The following is a 22217-nucleotide window of genomic DNA, read 5'->3' on the forward strand; positions in this document are numbered from 1 at the left end:
TTTTATTTCAATAAAATTCATTATTAATCATCTAAAAAACTTTTTAATACTTCAGAACGACTAGGGTGTCTAAGTTTTCTTAAAGCTTTTGCTTCTATCTGTCGAATACGTTCTCGAGTAACATCAAATTGTTTTCCTACCTCTTCTAAAGTATGATCTGTATTCATATCAATTCCAAATCTCATTCGTAATACTTTAGCTTCTCTTGGAGTTAATCCAGATAATACCTCATGTGTAGCAGACCTTAAACTCTCAGAAGTAGCAGATTGTAGAGGAAGTTCTAAATTAGTATCTTCAATAAAATCTCCTAAATGTGATTCTTCATCATCTCCTATAGGAGTTTCCATAGAAATAGGTTCTTTTGCAATTTTAAGTACTTTACGAATTTTTTCTTCAGGAATTAACATTCTATTAGATAATTCTTCCGGAGTAGGCTCTCTCCCTATCTCTTGTAAAATTTGACGAGAAATACGATTTAATTTATTTATAGTTTCAATCATATGTACAGGAATTCGTATAGTTCGAGCTTGATCTGCAATAGATCGAGTAATAGCTTGTCTAATCCACCAAGTTGCATATGTTGAAAATTTATAACCTCTTCTATATTCAAATTTATCTACTGCTTTCATTAAACCAATATTTCCTTCCTGTATTAAATCTAAAAATTGTAATCCTCTATTAGTATATTTTTTTGCAATAGAAATTACTAATCTTAAATTAGCTTCCACCATTTCTTTTTTTGCAGTTTTTGCTTTTTCTTCTCCAATCAATATTCTTTTATTGATATCTTTTATTTCATGAATAGTTAAACCAGTCTTTTTTTCAATATCAGATAATTGTGAAAGTATTTTCGTGATATTTTTTTTTTCAAATAACAATTTTACAGACCAATTTTTTTTCATATTTATTAAAATATCCAACCAACTAAAATAAATATTGTGATCTAAAAAATATTTTAGAAAAAATTTTTTTGGAATTTGACATTTATCTACGCATATTTCAACAATTTTATTCTCTTTATTTTTTATTGTAGTTGAAACTGAACGCATATTTTTTACTAAAGCATCAAACTGTTTTGGAACAAGTCGAAATTGTTTAAAAATTTCTGATAAATCTTTTATAGATTTTATAGAATCATTATGATGTCTTTTTTTTAATTTTAAATTATGATAAGTAATTTCATATTGTTTTTGAAGTATAAAAAATTTTTCTTGTGCTAATACTGGATCGATAGCATTTTCATCTTCCGCCTCTTCTACATTTTCCACTACATCATGTAGTACATCAATATTCTCTTTTAAATCATATTGACTAAATTCGGAGCTAATGTGTATAGAAAAAGGATTTAATATTTCATCAACGTTTGGATCAACAAATCCCGTAATTAAATCAGATAAGCGTAATTCATTCAATTGAACTTTTTTATATTGATTTAAAAAATACGTAATAGCTTCTGGATATTCAGCAACAGAACATTGTACTTGATTAATTCCTTCTTCAATGCGTTTGGCAATATTAATCTCACCTTCTCTGGTAAGTAATTCGACACTACCCATCTCGCGCATATACATGCGAACAGGATCAGTCGTTCTACCTAATTCAGAATCTACATTTGATAGTACCTGTGTTGCTGCTTCTACCACATCTTCATCAGTATTCGGTAACACAGTCTCGTTTAAAATTAAATCATCAGAATCAGGAGCTTTTTCTAATACTCTGATACCCATATCATTTATCATATGAATAATATTTTCAATTTGTGCAGAATCAATTAAATCTTCTGGTAAATGATCATTAATTTCAGAATATGTAAGGTACCCTTGTTCTTTTCCATGTAATACAAGTATTTTTAATTGAGATTGTGATTTTTGTTTCATAATATATATCTACCAAATTTTTTATAAATGATTAAATAATTATTGATAAATCAATTATAGTATAATAAATAATTTTTTATAATTAGTATAATATACAAATGTAAAAATAAACAAATAAATTTTAATAATTACATAATAATTAAAATTAAAACTTTTTATTTTTTTAACATGTATAATTTTTTGTTTAAATCCCATAATGCAAGTTTTTCACTATGTTCAAGACCATGTAAACGTTCTTTTTTTAAAAGAATATTGTAGTCATATTCTAAAATTTTTCGTTCTAAATCTTTTAAAGCATCTAAAAAAACAGTTTTTTCACTTTTTTTTTGAATCATGTGATTCCATTTTGCAATTTTTTTTATAATAGCAAACCTAGTATTGTGTCTATATAGCTCTATGAGTTGTCCAGTATTCATATTATAGTTTTTTTGACATAATTGTACAATTTCCAAAAAAAAAGATAAACCTAAGAATTTTTTTGATTTCAAATTAGACATATTAGTTACTAAAATAGATAAACAAGGATTTTGAACTAACAAACCTATTAAGATTCGTAAAGTAGTATGTTTTAAAAATTTTTTTTCATAATTATTATTTAAAATAATTTTTTTATTTTTTTCTAAAAAAAAACGATACGTTTCTAGAATTCCTAATTTTTTTAATAACGTTTGTTTCATTAAGATTTGTGTAGTTTTACTAGGAATTTTAGAAAGCAAAGGTAGTATTCTTACTACTAGTTTACTACGTTCATCAATTGAATTTAAGTTTATTTTTTTTAATAAGACATAAAAAAGAAAATCAGATAAAGAAACTGAATTTTTAATTTTGTTTTTAAAAGAACATTTTCCATATCTTTTTATATAACTATCAGGATCTTCATTTTTAGGTAAAAAAATAAATTTTACTACTTTTCCATCAAAAAGATGAGATAAAGTTTTAGTTAAAGCTCTCCATGCAGCTTTTTTTCCAGAAATATCTCCATCGTAACAATAAATTAATGTATCAGTTTCACGAAATAAAGTTTTTAAATGATTACTAGAAATAGTTGTACCAAGAATGGATACAACACGGTAAATGCCAAATTGCACTAAAGTAATAACATCGATATAGCCTTCAACTATGATTAAATATTCTAAAAAAGAATATTTTTTTTTTACTTCGTACAATCCATATAATTGCTTTTTTTTACTAAAAATCAATGTTTCCGGAGAATTAATATATTTCGGGGAAGAATCATTTAGCACTCTACCACCAAAACCAGTAATTTTACCATAATAATTCCGAATAGGAAACATAATTCTTTCTTGAAATCTATCAAAAAATATCTGATTATTTTTTATTAGTAAACCAACATTCAATAAATTATTGATATCCTGTTTTTTTTTTAAAAATCTACTTAAAAAAAAGTCAATATTAGAATCAGAATACCCAATACAAAAATGTTTTAGAATATTTTCTGTAATTCCTCTTTTAATAAAATAATTTAAAACATTTTTATTAGTATTTAAAAACAAATTTTCTTGATAAATTTTACATGCAATCTTAGTTATTGTATAGAGAATATCGATTTTTTTATATTTATTTTTTTTTTTTTTAAAAAAATTATTAAAGAATACTTCCATTCCATGCATAATTGACAATTCTTTTATTACTTCTAAGAATTTTAGATTATGAAATTTCATATAAAAATCAATAACATTACCATGTTCATGACATCCAAAACAATAATAAAATTGTTTTTTTAGATTAACAGTAAAAGAAGGAGTTTTTTCTGAATGGAATGGACAATGTGCTAAAAAATTATAACCTTTTTTTTTTAATTTTAAATAAGGACTAATTATTTCAACTATGTCTGTCTTATAAACTAGTTCTCTGATAAATTCTTGAGGTATTTTTTCTAACATATACTCCTTGAAAATTAAATATATAGATATATAGACCGAACTTTTTTAATGTAGAACGGTCATACATAACACACTGTGATAATTAATTATTAATATAGACGTATTCTTTTCGAATTATCTCGAGATAATTTTTTAGCTAACCTTTTTATTGCAGATGCTTTTGCTCTTTTTCTTTCAGTTGTAGGTTTTTCATAAAATTCTCTTCTTCTCATTTCAGCTAAAATACCAGCTTTTTCACAAGAACGTTTAAAACGTCTTAAAGCAACATCAAAAGGTTCATTTTCTCTTATTTTAATAATTGGCATAAATAATATAACACCTTATAATTGCAGTTATAATTTATAAAATTTTTTATAAATTTTATAATGTATAATATAATATAAAAATATAAATTTTGAAATATCCCTCAAAAAAATTTAATTCTGAAGGCTAAAATTTTATGCGTATTCTTGGAATTGAAACATCCTGTGATGATACAGGTATTGCAATATATGATGATAATTTAGGTTTGTTAAACAATCAACTACATAACCAAGCTTATTCACATTCAAAATATGGAGGTGTAGTTCCAGAGATAGCAGCAAGAAAACACTTAATACATATAGTACCATTGATTAAAAAGGCTTTAAAGGAATCTTCTTGTAAATTTTCAGATATAGATGCTATAGCTTACACAGCAGGACCTGGATTACCAGGATCTTTAATGATTGGAGCAGCATTAGGTCATTCTTTAGCATATGCACTCAATATCCCTATAATTTTAGTAAATCACATAGAAGCTCATCTTCTATCTTTTGGGATAGAAAAAAAAAATATTTTTGAAATAAAAAAAAAATTTCCATTTATAGGTTTGATAGTTTCTGGAGGACACACACAGCTAGTGCACGCTAAAAGCAGTGGTGAGTATGAGGTAATAGGAAAGTCTAAAGATGATTCTGTTGGTGAGGTAATAGATAAGGTATCAAGTTTCCTAGGTTTAGGCTACCCTGGCGGTGTTATTTTATCTAAATTAGCTAAGAAAAGCAATGGGAAAAAAAAATATGTTTTTCCTCGTCCGATGACAAAATCCAATAGTTTAGATTTTAGTTTTTCTGGTTTAAAAACTAGTGTTTTTACTGCTATTAGTAGTCGTAAATATTCTTATGCTGACATATCAAAATATTTTCAAGAAGCATGGATAGATACTTTAGTAATTAAAAGTGAACGAGCTATGAATCGGCTTAATTTATTTAATTTAGTTGTTTCAGGCGGAGTTAGCTCTAATGATTTATTACGTTCTACTTTATTTCAAAAGGTAACAGAATTAAAAGGTACGGTGTCTTTTGTAAATCATAATTTTTGTACAGATAATGCTGCGATGATTGCTTATGTTGGATTGCTAAGATTAAAAGAATCTTTATCTTTTTCTAAAAAAATCAGAGTTTATCCGAAATGGAGTATATCTGATGTAACTACTTTTTAAATTTATTTTTTTAAAATTTTTAATGATAATTAATTAATTTAAATTATTTGTTAAAAAAATTTAAATTTTAATATTATATTTACTACTAATATTATTTTTAATTGTACCTCACAAATTTTGTTAAATTATTTAATTTCATTAATTATTACTTCATTATAATAAATAAAGAATTAGGTCATTTATTGTTAAAACTTGCATGTTATTTTTAATTGCAAAATAAATTACTTCTTCTGTTTTTGCCATGGAACCGTTTGGATTGGTTAATTCACATATTACACTTAGTGGTTGAAATCCAGCTAATTGCACTAAAGTTATAGACCCTTCAGTATGTCCTGGTCTGCCTAGTATCCCCTTTTTATGAGCACATAGTGGAAATATATGACCAGGTCTGTTTAAGTCTTGAGGCTGTGCATTAATAGAGCTTGCTGTTAAAATTGTAGTAATTCTATCTTGTGCAGATACTCCTGTTGTAACTCCATTTTTTGCTTCTATAGATATTGTAAAAGGAGTTTGGTATGCGCTAGTATTGTTAGTCACCATCATTGGTAGTTCTAGTTGATTTCTTTTAGATTCAGTAATACATAAACATACGATTCCACTTCCATGTCTAATGGTCAAAGCCATTTGTTCTACTGTCATAGTTTCTGCAGCAAATACTAAATCGCCTTCATTTTCTCTTTTTTCATCGTCTAATAAAATTACTCCTTTTCCTGATTGAATCGCGTAAATTGCATTTTTAATGCGTTGGTGAGGACATCCAAATATTGTTTTTAATTTTTTTTTCATATAAATAATTTTAATTAAGAATGGATTAATTGTAATATTAAAAAAATTTTTTTTTGATGAAAAATGGTTAAATATATTACTGACAAAAATTATATCAGTATAGTATTATTTTTACCAAGTACATTTTTTTATTTTTCATTTTTTATAAAAATTTATTTATTATATATACAAGTTTGTAAAAAGTGTTATATGCATTAAAATATAATTACATAACAATACTTAGGTAATAATATTGAAAATATATTTAGTTGGAGGAGCTGTACGTAATTTTTTGTTAGGTCTTTCAATTACTGATAATGATTGGGTAGTAGTTGGTGCTACACCAGATTATTTTTTGAGAAGAAAATATAAAAAAGTTGGTAAACAATTTCCAGTTTTTTTACATCCTACAACAAATGAAGAGTATGCTTTAGCTAGAACAGAAAAAAAATCTGGTTTAGGTTATGGTGGATTTTCTGTTAATTTTTCTTCTTCAATTACTTTAAAAGAAGATTTATATCGTAGAGATTTAACGATTAATGCTATAGCAAGGGATGAAAAGAATAATTTTTTAGATCCTTTTAATGGCAGACAAGATTTAAATTTAAGAGTTTTAAGACATATATCCCCTGCTTTTTCAGAAGATCCTTTAAGAATTTTAAGAGTAGCACGTTTTTTAGCAGAATTTTTTCATATGGGATTTATTATTGCTCAAGAAACTTTTAAATTGATATGTTATATGGTTGAGACAAAAGAATTAGTATATTTAGAACCTTATCGTATATGGAAAGAAACTGAAAAAGCTATGAAAACCAAAAATCCACATGTTTATTTCATGACTTTACAAAGATGTTGTGCAGTAAATCATTTATTTCCTGAATTATATATGTTATGGAATCATTCATTTTTATATTATAAGAATTTTATAAAAGATAATTTTTTTTTAAGAAATTTAGCTTTAATATCTCAAATAAGTAATAAAATTGAAATAAGATTTGCTAGTTTATTTCAAATTCAACATATTTCTTTATTAAATAATCATTTAATTAAAAAAGATTTTAACAATAAAAATTATATTTTTATTTTAAAAAAATTTTTTAAAAGATTATGTTTTCCTATTTATGTTAGAAATTTGTCACTTTTTGTTTTTAAATATCATTATTTTATAATGAATATACAATATCAATCTTCTCAAGATATTTTAAATTTTTTTTATTCTATAGGAGCTTGGAGAAATCCTAAGATTATCAATTCTTTTTGTATATTAATGAAAATTTATTTAAAAAATTTTATGAATTATTTTGAGACACGAAATCAAATTTCTATTGTAGATATTGGTTTTTTAAGAAAGTCGTTTTGTATTGCTCAATCTGTTTCTATTTCTAAAATTTTAGATGAGGGTTTTCGGGGAAAACAAATAAGTGATGAATTATTTAAAAGAAGAGTATATGTTCTCCAAAAATGGAGGAGTAAATATTAATATTAAACATGTGTGCATAGTGAAAATGTTTTATAGAATTTTATGAGTTTTTTTTTTGAAATTTTTTGATATCTACATTGAGATAAATAAAATAAATATTGATTCTATATCAGTATATTTTTACTAAATTATTTCAAGTTTTGTATTAAATTGAATTTTGTATAAAATTTATATTTTAGTGAAGATATTTTATAAATGAATCATTATTTTTATTATTTTTTATTTTAATATTAACAACGGCACGATTAAGGTGCCGTTTATACAAATAAATTACATGTGTGCAACCATAATAGTTGTTTTTCCTGCTATAACTACCCCTGACATTTTTTCCAATTTTTTTAATTGTTCTATATTAGAAATTATAATTGGTGTAATTACAGATTTTGCTTGTTTTTTTAAAAATTCTAAATCAAAACTAATTAATATATCTCCTTTTTTTACTGTTTTTTTTTCTTGAATAATATTACAAAAACCTTTTCCTTTTAGTTTTACTGTATCTATGCCAAAATGTATAAATAATTCAATGCCTTCATTTGATTTTATAGAAATTGCATGTAAAGTATTAAACACTTTTTTAATTTCCCCATTTACTGGGGACACTATTGTATTTCCTGTAGGAACAATAGCTATACCATCTCCAACGATTTTATCTGCAAATACTGCATCTGGAACATCTTCGATATTTATTATTTTTCCAGATAAAGGTGCAATTATTTTTACAGTTTTTTTTGAATTTGTTGTATTTGATTGTAAAAAATTTGAAAAGAAACTCATATTTTTATCCTGAACATTTGTATTTATTTAAAACGATATTTCATCGTACTTCTTTATTAAAGGTTGAATAGTAGATATTAACTTTTGTGAAGTTGGTTGTTTTAACGCTTTTTCTGCTATTTTTTTGCATTGTTGAAAGTTACTATTTCTAATGATATTTTTAATTTTTGGAATACAAGAAGCACTCATACTAAATTCATCTATCCCCATTCCTAATAACAATGCTGTAGCTCGTTCGTCTGAAGCTAATTCTCCGCATATTCCAGCCCATTTTTTTTCTTTATGAGCAGAATGTATGACTGTTTGAATTAAGTTCAGTACAGAAGGGCTCATTGGATCGTATAAATTTGCAATTAAATCGTTACCGCGGTCAACCGCTAAAGTATATTGTGTTAAATCATTACTTCCAATACTAAAAAAGTCTACTTCTTTTGCTAAATGATGTGACAACATTGCTGCTGCAGGAGTTTCTATCATTACACCTATTTTAATAGATTCATCAAATAAACATTTTTTTTCATATAATTGTTGTTTAATTTTATCTATTTCTAATTTTAAAATTTTTACTTCTTCTACTGAAATTATCATGGGAAACATAATTTTTAATTTACCAAAAATAGATGCTCTAAGAATAGCTTTAATTTGATCATATAATATTTCTTTTTTCATCATAGAAATACGTATTGCTCTACATCCTAAAAAAGGGTTTTCTTCTTTTGGTAGTTTTATATATGGTAAGTTTTTGTCTCCTCCAATATCCATTGTTCTAATAATTACTGGTTTTTTTTCCATTTTTGTAGCAACCATTTTATATACTTCAAATTGTTCATTCTCTGAAGGTAGGTGTTGCCTTCCCATGAATAAAAATTCTGTTCTATATAATCCAATACATTCTGCACCATTGTTGATTGCTCCTTCAATATCTTGAGGAGTACTGATATTAGCGCCAATTTCTACTCTATGTTTATCAAGAGTAATAGCAAATAAGTTTTTTATTTTTTTTAATTGTTGTTTTTGATATAAAAATTTTTTTTTAATCTCTTTTTTTAATGTAATTGTAGTATCTTCAGGATTAATATGTATTTCATTATTAATACTATCTAGTATGATAATGTCTCCATTTTTGATTTTTTGAGTAGCATTAGTTGTTCCAACAATAGTAGGTATTTCTAATGAACAAGCAATGATAGAAGTATGGGAAGTATGACTGCCTAAATCAGTAATTAATCCAATAATTTTTTTTAAATTAATTTGAGCTGTTTCTGATGGAGTTAAATCTCTTTTAACTAAAATAGTATTGTGGTCAACATTTTCTAAATTAATATTTTCAATATTTAAAATATTTTTTATTAATCGATTTCCGATATCTTGTATATCTATTGCTCTATTTTTTAAATATTCGTCTTTTAATTTTTCTAATTCTAATGCTTGTTTTTCGATGACTTGATTAACAGAGTATTCTGCTGAATAATGTTTATTTTGAATTAAAAGTAGAATTTCTTGTTCAAATTCTTCATCTTCAATAAGCATGATGTGTCCTTCAAAAATAGAACATTGATGTTTTTCTATTTTTTTTGAATTTTTTTTTTGTATTAATTCAATTTCTTTAATTGTTTTTTTTCGAGCTTCAAAAAATTTTTTGATTTCTTGATCGATATTTTTTTTTAATATTTTTTTATTGTTAATAAAAAATTGTTGTTCTTGTATTAACAACGCTTTTCCAATAACGATCCCTGGTGATACTGAAATACCTGAAATCATAATGTTACCTTTAATATTCATAATAATTTAATTTAATGTAATACATGATAATTGAATGACATATTTATTTGAAGTTGATAAATGAATTAACATACAAAATTTTAAAATATTTTAAACTAAGTTTTGTATAAGTTGAGAAAGATTTTTTATAGCTTTTTGTTCATCTTCTCCGTTGGCGGATAGTTTTATTTTTGTTCCATATGTTAATCCTAATGTTTGAATTTTAAATAAACTTTTTGCATTAATTGTTTTATTATTAAAAGTAATAGTAATTTCAGATGAAAATTCTTTAGCTGCTTTTACGAATTGAGCAGCTGGACGAGTATGCAATCCATTTGGGGAAAGGATTGTAATATCTGTGGAAAACATATATTTATTCCTTAAATAAATGATATTTTGTGATTTAAATTACAAATTTTTTAAAAATTTTTAGTATTTTTTTATTGAAATAATTCAGTACTCAAATATCTTTCTCCAGAAGAAGGAAGAATTACTATTATTTTTTTATTTTTAAATTGACGTTCGTTTTGTATTTGTAATGCTGCAACTACTGCTGCTCCTGAAGAAATGCCAGATAAAATTCCTTCTTTTTTCATAAGTATTTTAGCCATTTTTATAGAATCTTCTTCAGAAACGGTAATAATTCTGTCTAATATATTTAGATCTAAATTTTTTGGAATAAAACCTGCACCAATGCCTTGAATTTTATGAGGTTGACTACGTATTTTTTTTCCAGATAAAAACTGTGTAATAACAGGTGATTTAATTGGTTCTACTCCTACGCTGATTAAGTTTTGTTTTTTTTGAATGAGTTTAATATATTGACTAATACCGGAAATAGTACCTCCAGTTCCTATTCCAGAAACTAGTATATCTATTTCTCCATTGGTGTCATTCCAAATTTCAGGACCTGTTGTTTTTTTGTGAATTTCTGGATTTGCAGGGTTTTCGAATTGTTTTAACATAAGATGTGTATGAGGGTTTTTTTGTGTAATTGTATGTGCTGCTTCAATTGCCCCTCTCATTCCATATTTTCCTTCAGTGATTTTTAAATGTGCTCCTAATGCAATTAATAATTTTTTTCGTTCGTTTGACATAGTTTCGGGCATAGTAATAATTAGTTGATAACCTCGTGCTGCTGCTACATAAGCAAGAGAAATTCCAGTATTACCACTTGTTGCTTCTACTAAAATTTTTTTTTTAGTTAATAATCCTGTCTTTTCAGCTTCCCAAATCATATTGGAACCAATTCGACATTTAACACTGAAACTAGGATTACGAGATTCAATTTTTGCAAATATCTTTTTTTCTCCAATGTGATTCAATTGAACTAAAGGGGTATTTCCTATAGTAAAAGAATTATCTTGGTATATTTTATGCATGATATTGTACCTTTTGATATAAATAATTATAGAAAAATCTGGATAAATGTTATACATGAATATGTAATATAAATTGTGTATATTTTTATTTATAATACAATTATACATAAATTAATATGTAACAATTTAAAGTATTAATTTTATCATCAGCGATGATATATTAAAGATATTTGATTGTTTTAATGGCACCGTTTCATATTTATTTATATATCAAAAAGTATTTAAAACACAAAATATAGTATATATAAAGAAATATATACTTATTTTTAAAATAGTTGGTTGTAATTTTATGAAAAAAAAAAATGTTGATTTAAATCAACTTAGAAATGTTATTTGTTATCATGCATATCTATATTATACATTAGATTCTCCAATAATATCAGACTTTGAATATGATAATTTAATTAAAGAACTAATTTTGTTAGAAAAAAAAACACAAGATTTTAAGGATATTTCTCCTACTGAAAAGGTAGGTAGTTTAATGTTAGAAAATTTTAAAATAAAAAAACATTTTGTTCCTATGTTGTCATTAGATAATATTTATAATATTAATGAATTAAGTAATTTTGAAAAAAAAATTAATAAACGTTTCTTTTTAAATAAGCAACATAATTTTTGTTGTGAGTTAAAAATTGATGGTGTAGCAATTAGTTTATTGTATAAGAAAGGAATTTTAATACGTGCTTTAACTCGTGGGGATGGTGTTCAAGGAGAAGATGTTACTTTAAATGCGTTTAATATTAAAAATATTCCAAAAATATTAAATCAAAATTTTAATATTCCTGATATTTTAGAAATACGAGGGGAAGTCTATATTCCGTTATCAGAATTTTATAAATTAAATGTATTATTAAAAAACAAAAAATTTACTTTTTCTAATCCTCGAAATGTTGCTGCCGGTTCTTTAAGACATAATAATCCAGAAGTTACGTTACATAGGAATTTAATGTTTTTTTGTTATGGTTTTGGATTATGTGTTCCAAAAAATAATTTTGTTAGTCATTTTAATTTTTTGCAAAAAATGCAGAAATATGGTTTTCCTATCAATTCAAATATTGTGTTATCTAAGAATATTAATGATATAAAAAAATTTTTTTTAAATATACAAAATAATCGAACAAAATTTGATTATGAAATTGATGGGATAGTCGTAAAAGTAGATAATATTTTTGATCAAACAATTTTAGGTAATACTAATAAATATCCTAAATGGGCTATAGCTGTAAAATTTACACCTTCTGAAAATGTTACTACAATTATTGGAATAAGTTTTGAAGTAGGTAGGACTGGGATAATTACTCCAGTAGCTAAGTTAGCTCCAATAAAAATAGGAGGTGTAATAATTAAAAGCGCTTCTTTACATAGTAAATACGAAATACAAAGGTTAGGTGTTTTTATTGGAGCAAAAGTTATTGTGCATAGAGCAGGAGACGTTATACCTTATATAGTTCAGGTATTTAATGAAAATTTATATTCAACACATATTCATGCTGTAAAAAAGATTATTGAATTTCCAATATATTGTCCTATGTGTACTTCAAAAATTATTGAGTTCAATGATGGAAAAACGATGAGATGTACGAATGAATTAAATTGTTTTGGTCAAAAAAAAAAAATATTATTACATTTTGTTTCTAAAGAAGCATTTAATATTCAAGGAATAGGAGAAAAAATTGTTAATCAATTATTAACTCATCAATTAGTTAGTCAACCAATAGATTTTTTTAAATTAGATTTATCTAGTTTAATGATGCTAAAATATATAAATAAAAAAAAAGCAGAAAAAATTCTTTTAGAAATAAAACGATCTAAAAACATATCTTTACATCGTTTTATTTATGCTTTAGGAATAAAAGATATTGGAATTGTTACTGCAAATAATTTAGCTATTTTTTTTAAAAAAATTGATTGTTTTATACATTCTTCTATTAGTGAATTAACAAGTATTCCTAAAATAGGAAATATTGTTGCAAATCGTATTTTTCGTTACATTCAGAATATTTCTTTTCAAGAAAATATTGTAAATTTAGTTAGTTATGTTTGTATACAACCATTAGAATCTTTAGAAGAAATTCCAAAAAATTTTTTTTGGAAAAAAAAAGTTGTGCTGACTGGTCGATTAAGAAATTTTTCTAGACATAAAATAAAACAAGTTTTATATAAAAAAGGAGCAAGATTGTATTCAAATATTTCTAAAAATACTGAAATATTGATATATGGAGAAAATCCAGGTATGAAATTTTTAAAAGCAAAAAAAATGAAGATGTTAATGATTAATGAAGATAGTTTAATGAAGAAAATATAGTATTTTTTTTATGGGTCGTGCAGGATTTGAACCTGCGACCAATTGATTAAAAGTCAACTGCTCTACCAACTGAGCTAACGACCCTAATATTGAATACAAAATTTGGGTGATGACGGATTTGAACCGCCGACCTCCTCCTTGTAAAAGAGGAGCTCTAACCTCTGAGCTAATCACCCTAATTTATATATTGTAAAGGTTAAATCAACATAGTCAATCTTTTTTTTATAAAAATTTTTTTTTGTATTTTTAATTTAAATTTGTTTTATTTTATCTAAATTTTGATATATAAATGTGTATTTAAAATTTCTGATGTTAAAAAAAAGGATTAAAGATGAAAGTAGTAACGCGTTTTGCTCCTAGTCCTACTGGTTTATTACATATTGGAAATATCAGAACAGCTTTATATGCATGGTTATTTGCTAAACATTATAGTGGTAAATTTATTTTAAGAATTGAAGATACTAATTTTAATACTTCGAATCAAAAATATAGTTCATCTATTTTGGATGTTTTAAATTGGTTAGGTTTATCTTGGGATGAAGGTCCATATTTTCAAAGTCATAATTTAAAATTCTATAACGACATAATTTTACAACTAATTACTCAAAAAAAAGCATATAAATGTTATTGTTCTTCTGAACATTTAAAGAAAATTAGAGATGTACAAATTATTAATGGAGATAAACCTAAATATGATGGGACATGTAAAAATATTACTAAAGATTTATGTAAACCATATGTTGTACGTTTTAAGAATCCTGAAAGAGGGCGGGTTATATTTCAAGATTGTATTAGAGGTAATATTTCTGTAAATAATGAGGAGTTAGATGATTTAATAATACAAAGAACAAATGGTATACCTACATACAATTTTTGTTCTGTAATTGATGATCATAGGATGAATATTACTCATGTTATTAGAGGTGAAGATCATATTAATAATACACCGAGACAAATTAATATTTATAAATCTTTAAATTTTAAAATTCCACAATATGCTCATGTATCAATGATTATAGATAAAAATAAACAAAAATTATCAAAACGTAATAAAAATTACGAAATGACATATTATCAAAATCAAGGTTTTTTTCCTGAAGCATTGTTAAATTATATAGTAAGATTAGGTTGGTCACATGGAAATCAAGAAATTTTTTCATTAAATGAGATGATTAAATTGTTTTCTTTAAAAAAAGTAAATAAAGCTCCGAGTATTTTTAATACACGTAAATTATTATGGATAAATCATTATTATTTAAATACTTTACCAGAAAAATATGTCGTTATTGAATTTAAAAAATTATTAAAAAAAAAGAAAATAAATATTCATTTTGATATTAATCAAATAAATATTATTAGATTATTAAAAAAAAGATGTTCTACTATAAATGAAATTATAGATGGTAGTAAATTTTTTTATTCTGATTTTCATATTAATTTTATTCTTCTATCACAAAACTATGTACATAAATTATGTAAAAATATTACATGTATTTTTTTTAAAAAATTTTATCTTTTACAAAATTGGAGTATATTAAATATTCAAAGATGTATAAAAAATACAATAGTAGAACAATGTTTTTTTACGAAAGATGTGTATATGAATTTGCGTATAATTTTAACTGGTAGTGATATATCTCCTAGTATAATTGAAATTATTTTTATTTTAGGTAAAACACTTACTTTAAAAAGGATTAAGAATTGTATTCAATTCATTAAGAATAATTAATATATAATGATTATTTTTATATAAAGTTTTTATTAAATATATAATTTTCAGCGCTTATTATTTTTGATTCTAGTATTATTTAGAATAAACATAAATATACAAATATATTAATATAATATTATAAAATATACAGTCATAAAACTAAAATAATTTTATGACTGTATGTAGATTTTTATTTTAAGTAATTTTTATTGATTATATATGTTTTTAATATTCAACAGAAAAACAATTTTTTTCTTCAGCTATATTGATGTATGTTGTATTTCTTGATAAGCATCAATAATTTTTTTCTTAACAGAACTAATGATACTTAAGGATAATGCTTTTTTTTCTAGTTCTATAAAAAGTTGACTAATATTTAATGTATGTTGTACTGTTGCTGCATGTTTTTTGTTTTTATTTCTCATTTTATTAATTATTTCTTGAATTTCCATTTTTGTATATTTTTTTACTTTGTTAGATTTATTTGTTTTTAATGCATCTTTTTTAATTAGTAAAGCTTTTTTAAAATTATCTATTTTAATTTTTGAAGCTTGTGACATTTTTTTAGATGATTGTATATTTTTTATATTATTGTTTTTTATTTTAAAGTATGTATTATGTATTAAATTTTCAATATTATTCCAAACTTTTTGAAACATGACAATTTTCTCCAAATGATTTATTTTAATAATAAAAATTATTTTTTATAGAATTTAATTTTTTTATTTTTTTAGTGTATTAATTGTATTAAAAAAAATTATTTATATTAAATTACATGATGTATGATTTATTATAAGTAGTTTAATGTTTATATCATGTATGAAAATATATTAAAATCATTAAATAAATTTTTTTTATTAAAATATATGTTTTTTAAAAAAATAGGATTTATTTTTTATAAAATATAAATTCTTTTTTAGGATTATTTATGAATACAAAAGAGTTCAAAGATGTTACAAGTAGTTTTATACAAAATATTTTTTTGATTATAAATAAACAACTTAAATTTTTTTTATTGTTATCGTCAACCATATTAGCAATTTTTTTTTATTTGATTTTTAGTGTTAATAATACAAGTTATAAAGAATTGTATTCTCATCTTTCTCAAGAGAAATCGAGTCAAATAATTAATAAATTAATTAATAAAAATATTCCTTATCATTTTAATCATGAGTCACAATCGATTTTAGTTCCACGTAATCAGTTAGAAAAAGCTTTTTTTTATACTGTACCTATATATTCTAATATATATCACGAATCAGGTTTCGAATTATTTGATAAAGAAAAGTTTAATACTAGTGCATTTCATGAAAATATAAATTATTACAGAGCGATAGAAGGTGAATTGGAACGCACTATTCAATTAATTGATGGTATCAAAATTGCACGTGTACATTTATCAAAACCAAAAGAATCAATATTTGAAAATGAAAAATTAGCATATTCAGCTGCTATATTTTTATCAACAGATAATGGAGAGTTAGTAACAGATTATCAAGTCAATTCAGTAATACATTTAGTTTCAGGTACTATGTCTGAATTAAAACCAGAGAAAATTACAGTGATTGATCAACATGGTCATCTTCTACATTCTTCAAATAATGATTTGAATTTGGTGAATAATAGTTATTTAAAATATTCTAACACTGTGGAAAATTTTTTAAGTAGTAAAGTAGAGGCATTGTTAATTCCATTATTTGGAGTTGATAATTTTAAAGTAAAAATTAATGCTGATATTAATTTTAATACTCAAGAAAAATTTGAAGAACAATATAAGCCTAATTATTTCACTCCAGATAAAGCTATAAGATCTGAACAAATTATTCAAAATTTTAATCCCAATGAACAAACAAATACTTTAAATGATGTTGTATCTAATGATAATAAAATAATGAAAACAAAATATCAAAAAAATATCGTAAACAGTAATCAAAAAAAAAATGTTAAATATAATGAATCTGACAATAGTGATTTGTTATATCATACAAATATTAATAATAATAATATGATTAATTATGAATTAAATCGTTGTACGATGCGTACTAAAATTAATATTGGTCAAATAAAAAAATTATCTGTAGCTGTAATTATTAATTCAAATAAAAGTACAAATAGTGTAATGATGAATTATGATAAAAATCAATTGAAAGATATTCAATATTTAATTCAAGATTCTATTGGTTTTTCTAAAAAAAGAGGTGATTCTTTTAGTATTGTTCATGCTTCTTTTGTTGATAAGAATTCCAAGATAAATGATAAAATATTATTAATACAACATAATGAGTTTATTCATGATATTTTTAATAAAATTTTGTATTTTTGTTTTTTTATTATTTTGATGTTTTTTATAAAAAAATTGTTTTTTTCAAATGTTCATAGTTTAATTAATAATAATTTAATGATACAACCTCAAAAAGATAAAAATGTAGTTGTGAATCAAAAAAAAGATATCATTTTAAATAAGGATAGTTCTAAAAGAGAACATGACACAGTTAATAATTTTCATTATTCAAAAAAAGATGATTTAATATCAAAAAATAGTACTGATGAGGTTACAAAAATTATTCGACAATGGATGAATGACAACAATGAATCTTAATGGAATACAGAAATGTATAGCTTTACTTTTATCAATGGATATTAAAAAAAGTTTAAAAGTATTAAAAAAATTAAATTTAAAAGAAATAGATCATTTAGTTTTATATAGTTTATCTATGCATTATATGGAATATGAAAAGTTAAAAAAAATATTTGTTCAATATAAATTTTTATTTGATACATTTTTTGATTTTAATAAAGAAAAAAAAGATTTTTATCTTAACAAATTAAAGAAAAAAATGTTGACAAAAAATTTATTGAAATCATATCAAGAAATAGAATATGATATTCGATTTAAAAAAAATATTACATCATTAAATGAAATGAATATTAATGTTCTTTTTAATCTTATTAAAAATGAACCTTTAAAAATTGTTTCTATAATTTTAGTAAAATTACATCGCGCAATAGCAGCAGAAATATTATTACTTTTCCCTACATCAAAACAATCTGATATTATTATTCATATTACTGAATATAATAGTTTAAGTATTAATTTAAATAAAGAATTTAATGAAATTGTGGAATGTTTGTTAGAATATCATCAATCTTATTTATTAAAACAAAAAGGACTTAATATCGTTTTAGAAATCTTAAAAATTATTAAATTAAAAAATAATAAAATTTCTTTAATTAATATTGAAAAAAAAAATGAAGAATTGTCAAAAAAATTAATGATTAATTTAATAACATTTGATGATTTTTTTGTGTTACAAAAAAAACATATTAATAAAATTATTGATCTTCTAACAATAGAAGATTTATATATATCTTTATATAACCAGAAACAAGATTATAAAAATTATATTATGCAATTTTTAACAAAACATCAATATTCTGTATTTCAAGATTTTTTTTATAAAAAAAATGTTTATACTCCTCAATTAATTAAAGAAAAACAAAATTTATTTGTTACATGTATGAAAAATATGATTATTTCTAATGAAATTAAAATTATAGAATTGGAGAAAAATCATGAAGGATATTTATGATAATAAATGGAAACAATGGTGTCCAGAAGAATTGAACATTTTAAATGATTGTACTAATAATAGTGATTGTAAAAAAAACAATAATATTTTTATATTACATAAAAAAAAAATAGATCAAATAGAGTTAAATAAAAATATTTTTCAAGAAAAAAAAATATTAAAAGCAATGAAAAAACAATTTCAAGAAGGTTTAAAAGAGGGGGAAATTATTGGTTTTGAAAAAGGTAAAAAAGCAGGAATACAAAATTTAGTACAATTAGAACAAAAAAAGTATAGCAAAATAGAAAAAATATTCTTGAATTTTCAACAATCTTTAGATCAATTAGATTCTACTTTTGCAGATTTTTTATTAGAATTATCTTTGGTAGTTTTCAAAGAAATTATAGGTATTACTCCGATTTCTAATCGGGATTTTTTATTAAATACTATAAAAAAAGTGATTTTTCATGAATTTACAAATGCATTACATAAAAAAATTATCTTACATCCTAAAAATAAAGTCTTAATTGAAGAAAAATATAATTCTTTAATAAAATTATATAATTGGAATATTGAATATGATATGAGTATTGATGTTGAAGGTTGTAAAGCGGTAACTAATTTAGGTTGTAAAGATAAAACATTATCTAGTTTATGGAAAGAACTGTATCGTATTGCTCAATTTGAGGAATAATTATGTTGCATCGATTTGATAAATGGATGTATAAAATACGTGCTTTTTCTCATAGAATTAAAAATTTTTCTAAAATTTCTCAATATGGATATGTGACAAGTTATACTGGTTCAGTATTAGAAATTGAAGGTATTTTTTTTCCTGTTGGTTCGCAATGTATGATAGAAGTACAATGTCATTCGCAAGAAATATGTTATGTATTAGCAGAAATTATAGGATTTAAAAAAAATACGATGTTTGCAATACTTTTAAAAGATGTTTCCGGTTTATTTTTTGGGGCTAAAGTTTATCCTAAATGTACAGATAATAATATACATTTTTTAGGAAAAATGTTACCAATAGGATATAATTTATTAGGAAGAGTGATTGATTGTTTTGGTAATCCATTAGATGGATTAAATAAAATAAAAACAGAAGTATATACTGATATTAATCAATTTCACATTATTAATCCATTCAAAAGAGCCCCAATTGATAGTATTTTGGATACTGGAATTCGATCTATTAATGCATTGTTAACTATTGGTAAAGGTCAAAGAATAGGTTTATTTGCAGGATCTGGCGTAGGAAAAAGTGTGTTATTAGGGATGATATCCAAATTTACTGATTCTGATGTTGTAGTAATTGGTTTAATTGGAGAACGTAGTCGAGAGGTTAAAGAATTTATAGATGATTTAATCAATAGTGTGAATATGAACAAAATTATTGTTGTAGTAGCTCCTGCTAGTGCTCCATCTGTATCTAAGATACAAGCTGCATTGTATACTGTTTGTATTGCAGAATATTTTAGAGATAGAGGAAAAAGTGTTTTATTAATTTTTGATTCTTTAACAAGGTTTGCTATGGCACATCGAGAAATTGCTTTATCTTTAGGAGAAATTCCATCTTCTAAAGGGTATCCTCCTTCAGTACTTTCTAAATTGTTATTTTTTATAGAAAGATGTGGCACTGGTAAACATAATGAAACTGGTACTATTAGTGCTTTTTATACTATTTTAACGGAAGAAGAGGGATTAATCGATCCAGTGGCTGATACAGCAAGATCTATTTTAGATGGTCATATTGTTCTTTCTAGGAGTTATGCTGAATCTGGTTATTATCCAGCAATTAATATTGAAAAATCAATTAGTCGGACTATGTTCAATTTAGTTAATAAGGAACATTTTAAAAAAGCTTGTTATATAAAGCAATTAATATCTTCATATAATCGTAATATTGATTTAATAAATATTGGAGCATATGTTCACGGAACTGATGTGATATTAGATCATTCAATAAAATTGTGGCCTAAATTATTAACTTTTTTAACACAAAATATGCATGAAAAAAGTTCATATCATAGTTCTTATCAACAATTAATAAAAATTATTGGATAAATAATGATTTTTATTATAATTTTAATTTTAAATTCAGGAAATAATATGATTACGAAAAAATGTTTAAAGATTTTGAATAATATAAATATAAAAAAAATTTTTAATATAATAAAAAAAATAAATTATTTTTCTTTGCATAAAAAAAATTGTTGCAATTCTATTGTAAATTTAGAAAAATATCAATTAGAATATCACAATATTTCTTTTCAAGAAAAAAAAAATGGAATAACAAATATAAAATGGCATAGTTTAAATGATTTTTTAATTATGTTGGAAAAAAATATTCGATTACAAAAAAAAAATAAAAATTTGTTACAAAAAAAAATTGATATTTATTTAAAACAACTTATATTTGTAAAAAAAAATGAGATGATATGGAAATTTTTGTTAAAAAAAATGAAGGACACATTTTTATTAAACAATGAAATTCAAGAACAAGAACAATTAGAAGAGATGAATTTATTATTTTGTGTTAAAAATGTTATGTAATGTTATACAACAATAATATTGTTTTTAAATTAATTAAAATAAAATTTTTATGTATAAAAGATTGAAGCTATGAATAAAACTATTTGTTATCAAGATGAAACTTTTGTTGTAAATATTATAAAAAATAAAAATTTAGATTATATTGAAAAAAAAGAAGAAGATAATATTAAAACATTAATAGATAAATCAAAAACATTTCAAGAAATTATTTATAATATAAATAAAAAGTATCATGAAAAACATTATTTAAAAAAAACAACGAATCAAATAAAAAAAAATAAATTTGTTTTAAAACATTATAATGAGAATCTTAAACAATTAAATCAAAATAATAATATAAATAACAAAGTATTAAGAAACAAAAATCATTTTATGAGAAAACAAAATATTAATCAAAATATTTTTTTTTATCACAAAAATGTTTTTTTAAATAAAAAAAAAATTTTTTTTGATTTATATCAAATGAATAAAAAGTACAATTTTTACAATGACAATGTTAATGTTAAAAAAGTTAATTTTAATTGTTATCATAATAAAAATAACATTCAGCAATCATATTTTTATTTATTTAAAACATATTTTTTAGATAAAAAAAAATATTTTGTTCTATATGATTATAAAGAACAAATAAATAATGATAACTTTTTATTATTACAACATTTATTAAA

19 protein-coding genes and 2 tRNA genes are annotated in these 22217 nt (G+C 23.1%); 10 read left to right on the forward strand and 11 right to left on the reverse strand.

Annotated elements, in window-relative coordinates:
- Window positions 1-23 precede the first annotated feature (23 nt).
- From rpoD to rpsU, 3 genes are all read right to left on the reverse strand, one after another.
- Window positions 24-1877, reverse strand: coding sequence for an RNA polymerase sigma factor RpoD (gene rpoD, locus D9V80_RS00245; protein ID WP_158353077.1), 1854 nt, complete (start codon window positions 1875-1877; stop codon window positions 24-26).
- Window positions 1878-2032: 155 nt separating this feature from the next.
- Window positions 2033-3781 (reverse strand): DNA primase, encoded by a 1749-nt coding sequence (gene dnaG / locus D9V80_RS00250; protein WP_158353079.1) that lies wholly within the window; start codon window positions 3779-3781, stop codon window positions 2033-2035.
- 89 nt (window positions 3782-3870) lie between these two features.
- Window positions 3871-4086, reverse strand: a complete 216-nt coding sequence (gene rpsU, locus D9V80_RS00255) for a 30S ribosomal protein S21 (RefSeq protein WP_158353081.1) — start codon at window positions 4084-4086, stop codon at window positions 3871-3873.
- Window positions 4087-4220: 134 nt separating this feature from the next.
- Here rpsU and tsaD point away from each other — a divergent pair, with 134 nt between their 5' ends.
- Window positions 4221-5243 (forward strand): tRNA (adenosine(37)-N6)-threonylcarbamoyltransferase complex transferase subunit TsaD, encoded by a 1023-nt coding sequence (tsaD, locus tag D9V80_RS00260; RefSeq protein WP_158353083.1) that lies wholly within the window; start codon window positions 4221-4223, stop codon window positions 5241-5243.
- 153 nt (window positions 5244-5396) lie between these two features.
- On the opposite strand, the gene ribB is transcribed toward tsaD, so the two are convergent.
- Window positions 5397-6029: a 3,4-dihydroxy-2-butanone-4-phosphate synthase gene (ribB, locus tag D9V80_RS00265; protein ID WP_158353085.1), complete on the reverse strand. Its 633-nt coding sequence runs from the start codon at window positions 6027-6029 to the stop codon at window positions 5397-5399.
- Between the two features lie 232 nt (window positions 6030-6261).
- Here ribB and D9V80_RS00270 point away from each other — a divergent pair, with 232 nt between their 5' ends.
- Window positions 6262-7488: a tRNA CCA-pyrophosphorylase gene (locus tag D9V80_RS00270; RefSeq protein WP_158353087.1), complete on the forward strand. Its 1227-nt coding sequence runs from the start codon at window positions 6262-6264 to the stop codon at window positions 7486-7488.
- 270 nt (window positions 7489-7758) lie between these two features.
- Here D9V80_RS00270 and crr read toward each other — a convergent pair whose 3' ends face one another.
- The 4 genes from crr to cysK form a co-directional block, all read right to left on the reverse strand.
- Window positions 7759-8262 (reverse strand): PTS glucose transporter subunit IIA, encoded by a 504-nt coding sequence (gene crr, locus D9V80_RS00275; RefSeq protein WP_158353089.1) that lies wholly within the window; start codon window positions 8260-8262, stop codon window positions 7759-7761.
- Between the two features lie 27 nt (window positions 8263-8289).
- Window positions 8290-10023: a phosphoenolpyruvate-protein phosphotransferase PtsI gene (ptsI, locus tag D9V80_RS00280; RefSeq protein WP_158353091.1), complete on the reverse strand. Its 1734-nt coding sequence runs from the start codon at window positions 10021-10023 to the stop codon at window positions 8290-8292.
- A 111-nt stretch (window positions 10024-10134) separates the two neighbouring features.
- Window positions 10135-10392 carry an HPr family phosphocarrier protein gene (locus tag D9V80_RS00285; protein ID WP_158353093.1) on the reverse strand — a complete coding sequence of 86 codons (258 nt, stop codon included), beginning with the start codon at window positions 10390-10392 and terminating at the stop codon, window positions 10135-10137.
- 71 nt (window positions 10393-10463) lie between these two features.
- Window positions 10464-11405 (reverse strand): cysteine synthase A, encoded by a 942-nt coding sequence (cysK, locus tag D9V80_RS00290; protein WP_158353095.1) that lies wholly within the window; start codon window positions 11403-11405, stop codon window positions 10464-10466.
- 289 nt (window positions 11406-11694) lie between these two features.
- On the opposite strand from cysK, the gene ligA reads away from it, so the two are divergent.
- A complete protein-coding gene (gene ligA, locus D9V80_RS00295; protein ID WP_158353097.1) occupies window positions 11695-13710 on the forward strand; it encodes an NAD-dependent DNA ligase LigA in 2016 nt (671 codons plus the stop codon).
- A gap of 11 nt (window positions 13711-13721) precedes the next feature.
- Here ligA and D9V80_RS00300 read toward each other — a convergent pair.
- Together D9V80_RS00300 and D9V80_RS00305 are read right to left on the reverse strand one after the other, a co-directional pair.
- A tRNA-Lys gene (locus tag D9V80_RS00300) sits at window positions 13722-13794 on the reverse strand.
- Between the two features lie 19 nt (window positions 13795-13813).
- Window positions 13814-13886, reverse strand: a tRNA-Val gene (locus D9V80_RS00305).
- Window positions 13887-14041: 155 nt separating this feature from the next.
- Between D9V80_RS00305 and gltX the strand changes: the two genes are divergently transcribed.
- Window positions 14042-15439, forward strand: a complete 1398-nt coding sequence (gene gltX / locus D9V80_RS00310) for a glutamate--tRNA ligase (RefSeq protein WP_158353099.1) — start codon at window positions 14042-14044, stop codon at window positions 15437-15439.
- Between the two features lie 242 nt (window positions 15440-15681).
- Here gltX and D9V80_RS00315 read toward each other — a convergent pair whose 3' ends face one another.
- Window positions 15682-16080 (reverse strand): flagellar hook-basal body complex protein FliE, encoded by a 399-nt coding sequence (locus tag D9V80_RS00315; protein ID WP_158353101.1) that lies wholly within the window; start codon window positions 16078-16080, stop codon window positions 15682-15684.
- A 269-nt stretch (window positions 16081-16349) separates the two neighbouring features.
- Here D9V80_RS00315 and fliF point away from each other — a divergent pair, with 269 nt between their 5' ends.
- From fliF to D9V80_RS00345, 6 genes are all read left to right on the forward strand, one after another.
- Complete coding sequence (fliF, locus tag D9V80_RS00320; protein WP_158353104.1) at window positions 16350-18020, forward strand: flagellar basal-body MS-ring/collar protein FliF; 1671 nt, start codon at window positions 16350-16352, stop codon at window positions 18018-18020.
- The gene (locus tag D9V80_RS00325) at window positions 18010-19011 is read left to right on the forward strand and encodes a FliG C-terminal domain-containing protein (protein ID WP_187306496.1); all 1002 of its coding nucleotides are present in this window, start codon (window positions 18010-18012) and stop codon (window positions 19009-19011) included. Before fliF ends, D9V80_RS00325 begins: the two co-directional genes overlap by 11 nt.
- Complete coding sequence (locus D9V80_RS00330) at window positions 18995-19684, forward strand: FliH/SctL family protein (RefSeq protein ID WP_158353108.1); 690 nt, start codon at window positions 18995-18997, stop codon at window positions 19682-19684. Before D9V80_RS00325 ends, D9V80_RS00330 begins: the two co-directional genes overlap by 17 nt.
- A gap of 2 nt (window positions 19685-19686) precedes the next feature.
- Entirely contained in the window at window positions 19687-21060 is a 1374-nt protein-coding gene (locus D9V80_RS00335; protein ID WP_158353110.1) for a FliI/YscN family ATPase, read from the forward strand.
- Window positions 21061-21105: 45 nt separating this feature from the next.
- Window positions 21106-21549, forward strand: a complete 444-nt coding sequence (locus D9V80_RS00340; RefSeq protein WP_187306497.1) for a flagellar FliJ family protein — start codon at window positions 21106-21108, stop codon at window positions 21547-21549.
- Between the two features lie 69 nt (window positions 21550-21618).
- The coding region (locus D9V80_RS00345; protein ID WP_187306498.1) for a hypothetical protein at window positions 21619-22217 on the forward strand (599 nt) is incomplete at its 3' end.

Source organism: Buchnera aphidicola (Thelaxes californica), from assembly GCF_005080825.1.
GTDB lineage: Bacteria > Pseudomonadota > Gammaproteobacteria > Enterobacterales > Enterobacteriaceae > Buchnera_I > Buchnera_I aphidicola_V.

Excerpts from the sequence above, each read along its gene's own strand:
- rpoD (WP_158353077.1), bottom strand. The coding sequence starts at position 1,877 with ATGAAACAAAAATCACAATCTCAATTAAAAATACTTGTATTACATGGA.
- dnaG (WP_158353079.1), bottom strand. The coding sequence starts at position 3,781 with ATGTTAGAAAAAATACCTCAAGAATTTATCAGAGAACTAGTTTATAAG.
- rpsU (WP_158353081.1), bottom strand. The coding sequence starts at position 4,086 with ATGCCAATTATTAAAATAAGAGAAAATGAACCTTTTGATGTTGCTTTA.
- tsaD (WP_158353083.1), top strand. The coding sequence starts at position 4,221 with ATGCGTATTCTTGGAATTGAAACATCCTGTGATGATACAGGTATTGCA.
- ribB (WP_158353085.1), bottom strand. The coding sequence starts at position 6,029 with ATGAAAAAAAAATTAAAAACAATATTTGGATGTCCTCACCAACGCATT.
- crr (WP_158353089.1), bottom strand. The coding sequence starts at position 8,262 with ATGAGTTTCTTTTCAAATTTTTTACAATCAAATACAACAAATTCAAAA.
- ptsI (WP_158353091.1), bottom strand. The coding sequence starts at position 10,023 with ATGATTTCAGGTATTTCAGTATCACCAGGGATCGTTATTGGAAAAGCG.
- D9V80_RS00285 (WP_158353093.1), bottom strand. The coding sequence starts at position 10,392 with ATGTTTTCCACAGATATTACAATCCTTTCCCCAAATGGATTGCATACT.
- cysK (WP_158353095.1), bottom strand. The coding sequence starts at position 11,405 with ATGCATAAAATATACCAAGATAATTCTTTTACTATAGGAAATACCCCT.
- ligA (WP_158353097.1), top strand. The coding sequence starts at position 11,695 with ATGAAAAAAAAAAATGTTGATTTAAATCAACTTAGAAATGTTATTTGT.
- gltX (WP_158353099.1), top strand. The coding sequence starts at position 14,042 with ATGAAAGTAGTAACGCGTTTTGCTCCTAGTCCTACTGGTTTATTACAT.
- D9V80_RS00315 (WP_158353101.1), bottom strand. The coding sequence starts at position 16,080 with ATGTTTCAAAAAGTTTGGAATAATATTGAAAATTTAATACATAATACA.
- fliF (WP_158353104.1), top strand. The coding sequence starts at position 16,350 with ATGAATACAAAAGAGTTCAAAGATGTTACAAGTAGTTTTATACAAAAT.
- D9V80_RS00325 (WP_187306496.1), top strand. The coding sequence starts at position 18,010 with ATGAATCTTAATGGAATACAGAAATGTATAGCTTTACTTTTATCAATG.
- D9V80_RS00330 (WP_158353108.1), top strand. The coding sequence starts at position 18,995 with ATGAAGGATATTTATGATAATAAATGGAAACAATGGTGTCCAGAAGAA.
- D9V80_RS00335 (WP_158353110.1), top strand. The coding sequence starts at position 19,687 with ATGTTGCATCGATTTGATAAATGGATGTATAAAATACGTGCTTTTTCT.
- D9V80_RS00340 (WP_187306497.1), top strand. The coding sequence starts at position 21,106 with ATGATTACGAAAAAATGTTTAAAGATTTTGAATAATATAAATATAAAA.